General features: G+C 51.8%; 1 protein-coding gene. It reads left to right on the forward strand.

The annotated features are described in order from the left end of the window. Positions 1-1,219, forward strand: a 1,219-nt coding sequence (locus tag D6694_15250; GenBank protein ID RMH34374.1) for a restriction endonuclease, incomplete at both ends; no start/stop codon positions are given.

Below are 1,219 nucleotides of genomic sequence, written 5' to 3' on the forward strand. Positions count from 1 at the left end.
GCGCATAACCGGATTCGCATCCGGGAACATGGATTTTTGATTCGCGAGGAACAGGCATCCAATTTGCCGGCTGGAAGGTGTGCCGCCATCCCCAGCAGTGCTTTTGATTATCTGAGCCAACTATTGGCGAAGGAGGAGGCGCGGACAGTCGCCGACGAGCATCATTTTTTTCTATCGCGTACGACATGGAGGGGGCGCGATGCATTGAAGGTGCGTAGTCATGTTGGGGTTTTGCAAACACCATGTGGCGCGTGCATCGAGATTCTCCCAAAGGCTGCTAACTCAGAGGGGCTGGATGAAAGCTCTCAAGTTTTGGTGCGTATGCTGCATTGCTTGCGATCTGCGCCGTTTCGCGCTGGTGGAGAGGCGCAGCTACAATCGCAAAGAATGCCGCTCGTTGAGGTTTTCTTAGGCTATTTCCTGCGAGAGATCGATCAATTGGTGAAAAGGGGTATTCGTTCCGATTACCTTGGGGAGGAGGAAAACCTTAGATTTTTGAAAGGCAAGCTGCTTTTGGGTAAACACCTGCGCGCCAACGCTGTTCAGCAGCACCGATTCTTTTGCTCCTATGACGCCTATTTGCTGAATCGCCCTGAGAACCGCCTGATTCGAACAGCTCTTGCCAAGGTTCTCAAATTGTGTCGTTCACGGGAGAACGAAAGGCTTGCGCGTGGATTGGTTTTTGCGTTTCAAGATGTGCCGGTATCTCAGGATATTGCGGGTGATCTTGCCCGCTGTCGTTTCAATCGCGGGATGGCGCATTATCAGAACCCTCTGGCTTGGTGTCGGATGATTTTGCGGGAAGAGGCAACCGTGCCCGCCAGTGGTTCGAAACGGACGATTTCCTTGTTGTTTCCAATGGAGAAGGTGTTTGAGGACTATGTGGCTCGATTATTGGAACGCACTGATTCGGTGCATGATTTGCGTTGCCAGGCTGGGAGCAAATGGTTGGTTGAGGCGCCCAGGAAAAAATTCCAAATGCGACCGGATTTTCTGTTTTGGCTGGATAATCAGTTTGTGGTCGGTGACGCAAAGTGGAAACTGGCGGATCAAGATGCACAGGATGGAAAATTCGGAGTATCCCAAGCCGACCTCTATCAGCTTTATGCCTACGGTCACAAGTATCTGCGGGACCGCAAGGGACGGCTCTTTATCTTCTATCCCGAAACGTTTGCTTTCCATGAACGCCAGAACCTGGAATACGAGCCGGGCCTGAACC

Source organism: Gammaproteobacteria bacterium (assembly GCA_003696665.1).
GTDB lineage: Bacteria > Pseudomonadota > Gammaproteobacteria > Enterobacterales.